The organism is Streptomyces sp. MK37H, assembly GCF_018035285.1.
Lineage (GTDB): Bacteria > Actinomycetota > Actinomycetes > Streptomycetales > Streptomycetaceae > Streptomyces > Streptomyces endocoffeicus.
Map to the genome: position 1 here is coordinate 1 of NZ_JAAAYH010000508.1, position 6,052 is coordinate 6,052.

Genomic DNA, 6,052 nt, shown 5'->3' on the forward strand with positions numbered 1-6,052 from the left:
GGGACCTTCCTCCGGGACGACCGGGGTTCCTCACCGAACGGAATGACCTTGGCGTCCGCCATGGTGGTCGCGCTCCTTAAGGCTGGGCGCCGGCGGGCAGCAGCGCGGCGAGCCGGTCGATGGTACGGGCGAGGGTCTCGGGCGGGAGCAGCCCGGGGCCGCGGCTGTGCGCATAGTCCGCGAGAGCGCCGGCGGTGGTGTGCTCGGGTTCGAATCCCAGGGTCTCGCGCATCTGGGTGGTGGCCACGACCCGGCCGTGGGTGAGCAGCCGGATCTGCTCGGGCGAGAAGTCGGTGATGCCGAGGGACCGCAGTGCGGTGCGGGCCCAGCGCAGGGTGGGCAGCAGCAGCGGCAGGGTCGGGCGGCCGAGCCGCCGGGCGGCCTGGGAGAGCAGCAGCACCCCGTCTCCGGCGATGTTGAACGTGCCGCTGTTGAGCGTGGACCGGCGCGGCTCGGAGGCCGCGATCCGCAGCACCTCGATGGCGTCCTTCTCATGGACGAACTGGAGCCGCGGGTCGTAGCCGATGACGGTGGGCAGCACGGGCAGCGCGAAGTACTCGGCGAGCGGGGAGTCCGCGCACGGCCCCAGGATGTTGGCGAAGCGCAGCACGCACACCGCGACATCGGGGCGGCGCCGGGCGAAACCGCGGACATATCCCTCGACCTCGACGGTGTCCTTGGCGAAGCCGCCGCTGGGGAGGGATTTGGGCGGGGTGGTCTCGCTGAAGACGGCGGGGTCGCGAGGCGCGGAGCCGTACACATTGGTGCTGGACTTCACCACCAGTCGCTGCACCGACGGGGCCTTCTGGCAGGCGCCGAGCAGCTGCATGGTGCCGATGACATTGGTCTCCTTGATCGAGGCGCGATTGCCGCGCGCGCCCAGCGGAGTGCCGTTGATATCCATGTGGACGACGGTGTGGACGCCGTATTCGGCGAGCAGTTTCCCGATCGTGGGATGACGGATATCGGCCCGGACGAAGTCGGCGCCGCCGAGGTGGTGTTCGGGCGGTACGGCGTCCACGCCGATCACCCGCTCGACATCGGGTTCGCGCTGTATGCGCCGGACGAAACGGCCTCCCAGCCGGCGAGCGACTCCGGTGACGAGCACGACCTTCCCCAAGATCAGCGCCTTCCTTCCCACCCTCGTCCGAGCTGGGCTGTGCCGAACACCGTAACCGCTCGATGTTGCGCTGTGATGACCACTCGCCGCGCAGTGCGACGTTTTAAGCCGGGGCCAAAGGGGCGAACGTGGCTTCAGGCCGGTGCCACCCACGCACCGCAGCCCTCCCACCGGTGGTGGAAGGGCTGCGGGACGAACACAGCGTCGCTTGCTTACTTCTTGTTGCGACGCTGGACGCGCGTGCGCTTGAGCAGCTTGCGGTGCTTCTTCTTGGCCATCCGCTTGCGCCGCTTCTTGATAACAGAGCCCACGACTACCCTCGCTCACTTCGATTCACTCGGTGCGGGGCGTCCGAGCCCACACGACCTACATCGGGCCAGCCTACCCGGCGCCGAGCGAACCACGTAATCCGAGGGTCCTCCCCAGGCCCGGAAACGGCCTAGGCGGACTCCACCCCCACATACGATTCGCGGAGGTATTCATGAACCGCTTGCTCTGGGACCCGGAAAGACCTGCCCACCCGGATCGCCGGCAGATGACCACTGTGCACCAAGCGGTACACGGTCATCTTGGACACTCGCATCACCGAGGCGACTTCCGCCACGGTCAGAAACTGAACCTCGTTCAGAGGCCGTTCGCCAGCAGCCATGACAACACCTGAACCTTCCGCACATGTCGGGCACCGGCTTCCCCTCCGGTGACTCCTGGTCGCATGCGCGCTCCACCCCAGGTTAGGGGCGGGTGATGCAAGTGGGGAAGAGGAGTAGCGATCGGACGCCTACTGTGACAGACACGCTCGATTGAGTACATAGCGAGTAATCGGCCGGTAGTAACCAGACCGCACACCGTCATCAAGCGGAACGGCGACGGACACCCGTCCCTCGGCCTCCCCGACGAACAGCGCGGGGTCGTTCGTGTCCCCTGGCCCGATGGCCTCAAAGCCCAGCTGACCTGCTCCGCAGACCCATCCGTGGTCCCCGATGACCAGTCCCGGCAGGGGCCCGCCGGACTCCGCGGCACAGCCGAGGGCAACCCGAACCGGGAGCGGCGAATGGCTGTGGGCGCCCGGCTCACTCGCGGTCGGGCGAGCGCCGGGCGCCCGCACCATCGCGACACCTCGTACGTAGGCGAGCCGGTGGGTACGTACGCCGAACCGCGTCGTTATGTCGATACATCTACCCTGCGCGGGAGTGAGGACACGGCAGCCCGCCGCCGAGAGCGCCGACGCCAACGCGGCGTAGAAGCCGAGGAGACGGTGGGGATGGCCGGTGCCGAGGAGCACCGGGAGCCGGTCCCGGGCGGCACCCCGCAGCCGGTCCGCGAAGGCGTCCAGCGCCGCGATCGTCAGTTCCGGATCGATCACATCCGGCCCCGAAACATTGGCCGGGTCGATCGAAACCCCGCATTTCTCGCCCATCAGGCCAAGCAATTCCATAAAGGACCAGTCGTATTCGGGCTCCAGCCCGAGCAGCACCCGGGGGTCCCGGGCCGCGAAGAGCCGATAGCGGCGCAGGCTCTCCTCCCGGCTCGTGGCCACGGGTCCGGCGAGCCGCGCCGTCAGCAGATGCGCGCGCAATGCCGCGGTACTCAACACGCCACCGATGCTGGCGGACCCACCCCCTCGGCCGCCCGGATACGCGGACAGACCCCACGGTTGGCGTAACGGCCGCTACGGGGTGTCCGCCGCGTGGCAGGGGCTTCGCCTCCGGACCCCCGGGGTCTGGGGCGGAGCCCCAGTTGTGGGAAGGGGCGGGGAGGGGAACAGCCCGCCGCAGGCGTACGGCGTACCGTCGGACACCCCCTAGGCCGCCGACCGTCGTACGGGGCGTTCTACGGCAGCAGCCCGTGGTGCGGGAAGACCGCCCGGCGCGTCGCCAGGATCGCCTGGTCCAGCCGGTCCGCGGGGTCGTACCCGGCCTCGTGGAAGTCCTGCCAGTCAGGCTCCCGCCCGTCCGTCATACGCCGCGGCGCGTCCATCCGGGTCCGCCGGTACACCTCCTGCCGCCACTCCTCCGGCACCGGCGTGGTGGCCTCCACCGGCCGTCCGGCCGCGATCGCGACCAGATGCGTCCAGGACCGCGGCACCACGTCCACCACCGCGTAGCCGCCGCCCCCGAGCGCCACCCAGCGCCCGTCCGCGTGCTCGTGCGCCAGCCGGTGACAGCTCTCGGCGACCGCCCGCTGCGCGTCGACGGTCACCGCCAAGTGGGCCAGCGGGTCCTCGACATGGGTGTCCGCGCCGTGCTGGGTCACCAGCACCTGGGGGCGGAACGCCGCCAGCAGCTCCGGCACCACCGCGTGGAAGGCCCGCAGCCAGCCCGCGTCCGAGGTCCCGGCCGGCAGCGCCAGATTGACCGCCGAGCCCTCGGCGCCCTCCCCGCCCGCCTCCTCCGGCCAGCCGGTCTGCGGGAACAGCGTCCGGGGGTGCTCGTGCAGCGAGATCGTCAGCACCCGCGGATCGTCCCAGAACGCCGCCTGCACCCCGTCCCCGTGGTGGACGTCCACATCCACGTACGCGACCCGCTCCGCCCCCAGCTCCAGCAGCCGCGCGATCGCCAGCGCCGCGTCGTTGTAGATGCAGAACCCGGACGCGCCCCGGGGCATCGCGTGGTGCAGCCCGCCCGCGAAGTTCACCGCGTGCAGCGCCTCCCCGCGCCATACGTCCTCGGCCGCGCCCACCGACTGCCCGGCGATCAGCGCGGACGCCTCGTGCATCCCCGCGAAGGCCGGATCGTCGATCGTCCCGAGGCCGTACGAGCCGTCCGCCGCCTCCGGGGCGGCCGAGGCGCGGCGTACCGCCTCGATGTACTCCTGCCCGTGGACCAGGCGCAGCGTCGACTCCCCGGCCGGCTTGGCGGCCACCACCCGGACCGCCCGGTCCAGACCGTACGCCTGCACCAACCGCATGGTCAGCGCCAACCGCACCGGGTCCATCGGATGCCCGGCGCCGAAGTCGTATCCGGTTACTTCCTCATCCCACATCAACTGTGCGCGGCCGCTCATGCCCGTCACCGTATCCGGCTGGTACAGGGCTGAACGACCTCGCGTACCGGATCGTCATCAGCACGAGCGCCATCGGCACCAGCATCGCCGCACGGTAGTTCCACGCCCCGCCCAGCGCGCCGACGAGCGGGGAGCCGATGAGAAAGCCCACGTAGTTGAAGATGTTGAGGCGTGCGACGGCGGCGTCGGACGCCCCGGGGAAGAGCCGCCCCGCGGCCGCGAAGGTCTGCGGCACCAGCACACACAACCCCAGCCCCAGCAGCGTGAACCCGGCCATCCCCACCCAGGCCCCGGGCGCCGCCGCGACCACCGCGAAGCCGCCGCCCGCGAGCAGCGCTCCGGCCCGGACCACGGCGACCGCGCCGAAGCGCCGCACCCCGAGGTCGCCGAAGGAGCGGCCGATGAGCGTGGTGACCATATAGACGTTGTACGGGACCGTGGCCAGCTGCTCGGAGCTGTGCAGCACGTCCTCCAGGTACTTGGCGCTCCAGTTGGAGACGGTGGAGTCGCCGATATAGGCGAAGGCCATGACGAGACAGAGCGGCAGCAGCGCCCGCATGCTCACGGTGGTCTCGTCCCGCGCCACTTCGGTCGGCTCGGCGCCCTGGTGATCGACGTACCAGCGGCTGGCGATCAGCGCGACGGGCACCAGAGTGGCCACCAGCGGCCCGTAGAGCGTGGGCAGCGGCAGATCCCAGTGCGCACCCGCCCAGGCGAGCGAGGCCCCGGCAATGCCGCCGAGGCTGTACGCGCCGTGGAAGCCGAGCATGATGCTGCGCCCGTACGCGCGCTGGAGGCTCACCCCGAGCATGTTCATCGACGCGTCGAGCGCCCCGACCGTCAGCCCGAACACCGCGAGCGCCACGGCGAGCTGCCACACCGTCGTCCCCGATCCGGCGGACAGCAGGGCCAGGGAGACGACGGGCTGCACCACCCGGAGGACCAGCCCCGGACGCATCCGCTTGACGAGATGCTCGGTGCCGACGCTGCCGACCCCGGCGAGGATCGGCACGGCGGCCAGGAAGAGGGGCAGCAGCCCATCGGATATCCCGTACCGGTCCTGGAGCGCGGGTATGCGCGTCACCAGCAGAGCGAAGATCGCGCCCTGGACGAAGAAGCTGATGGCCAATGAGGCCCGGCCTTGCCGGAGCCGGCGGCTCGGACGCGAATCCGTCATGGCCGTGGAGCGTACGGCCCCGCACTACTTGTGGGTAGAGGTGAGCAGCCCTCGCAGTTCGGCCATCTCCACGAAGAGACCCCGGGCCGCGGAGAGTTTGGCGGCGGGTGTCATGGCCGTGTAGCCGTACACATCCATCCCGGCCGCCAGGGCGGCCTGGACCCCGAGCGGGCTGTCCTCGACGACGGCACAGCGCCCGGGCGCCACACCCATGCGGTCGGCCGCGTGGAGAAACAGATCCGGGGCAGGCTTGCCCCGGCCCACGTCCTCGGAGCTGAAGATGTGGTCCTCGCCGAAGAGGTCGTACAGCCCGGTCGTACGGAGGGCGACGCGGATGCGCTCATGGCTTCCGGAGGAGGCGACGCAGTACGGAACCCCGTCGGCCCGCAGCTTCTCCAGAACCTCGGCCACACCGGTCACCGGCCGCAGCTCGCGGCGGAAGGCGTCGAAGACCCGGCCGTGGAAGGTGGTGTCGAAGTCGGGCGGAAGCCGCCGGCCCGAGCGCTCGAGGACCAGGTCGTGGATGCGATGCATGGCGGAGCCCATGTAGTCGCGTATGGAGTCCTCGTAGCTGGTGGGGTGCCCCAACTCGGTGAGGTAGGCGGCGAGAAGCCGGTTGGAGATGGGCTCGCTGTCGACGAGCACTCCGTCGTTGTCGAAGATGACCAGGTCATAGCGCATACGGTCAGCCTACAAACAGAAATGAGAAAAGCCCGGTTGCGAGCCGAAGCTCCCAACCGGGCTTTTCATAA

Annotated in this window: 7 protein-coding genes; all 7 read right to left on the minus strand. The window is 70.2% G+C overall.

Annotated elements, in window-relative coordinates; translation table 11 throughout:
- Positions 1-76: 76 nt before the first annotated feature.
- The 7 genes from GWI24_RS39190 to GWI24_RS39220 all read right to left on the minus strand — a co-directional run bounded on the left by GWI24_RS39190 (position 77) and on the right by GWI24_RS39220 (position 5,981).
- Positions 77-1,120 carry an NAD-dependent epimerase/dehydratase family protein gene (locus tag GWI24_RS39190; RefSeq protein ID WP_210950797.1) on the minus strand — a complete coding sequence of 348 codons (1,044 nt, stop codon included), beginning with the start codon at positions 1,118-1,120 and terminating at the stop codon, positions 77-79.
- 212 nt (positions 1,121-1,332) lie between these two features.
- Complete coding sequence (locus GWI24_RS39195) at positions 1,333-1,431, minus strand: 30S ribosomal protein bS22 (RefSeq protein WP_003948845.1); 99 nt, start codon at positions 1,429-1,431, stop codon at positions 1,333-1,335.
- Positions 1,432-1,559: 128 nt separating this feature from the next.
- Positions 1,560-1,769: a helix-turn-helix domain-containing protein gene (locus GWI24_RS39200; RefSeq protein WP_014053989.1), complete on the minus strand. Its 210-nt coding sequence runs from the start codon at positions 1,767-1,769 to the stop codon at positions 1,560-1,562.
- A 129-nt stretch (positions 1,770-1,898) separates the two neighbouring features.
- Complete coding sequence (locus tag GWI24_RS39205) at positions 1,899-2,714, minus strand: phosphatase (protein WP_210950798.1); 816 nt, start codon at positions 2,712-2,714, stop codon at positions 1,899-1,901.
- 236 nt (positions 2,715-2,950) lie between these two features.
- A complete protein-coding gene (locus GWI24_RS39210; RefSeq protein ID WP_210950799.1) occupies positions 2,951-4,123 on the minus strand; it encodes an acetoin utilization protein AcuC in 1,173 nt (390 codons plus the stop codon).
- Positions 4,092-5,300 carry an MFS transporter gene (locus GWI24_RS39215; protein WP_210950800.1) on the minus strand — a complete coding sequence of 403 codons (1,209 nt, stop codon included), beginning with the start codon at positions 5,298-5,300 and terminating at the stop codon, positions 4,092-4,094. The genes GWI24_RS39210 and GWI24_RS39215 overlap by 32 nt, the downstream gene beginning before the upstream one ends.
- A gap of 24 nt (positions 5,301-5,324) precedes the next feature.
- Positions 5,325-5,981, minus strand: a complete 657-nt coding sequence (locus tag GWI24_RS39220; RefSeq protein ID WP_210950801.1) for an HAD family phosphatase — start codon at positions 5,979-5,981, stop codon at positions 5,325-5,327.
- Positions 5,982-6,052 lie beyond the last annotated feature (71 nt).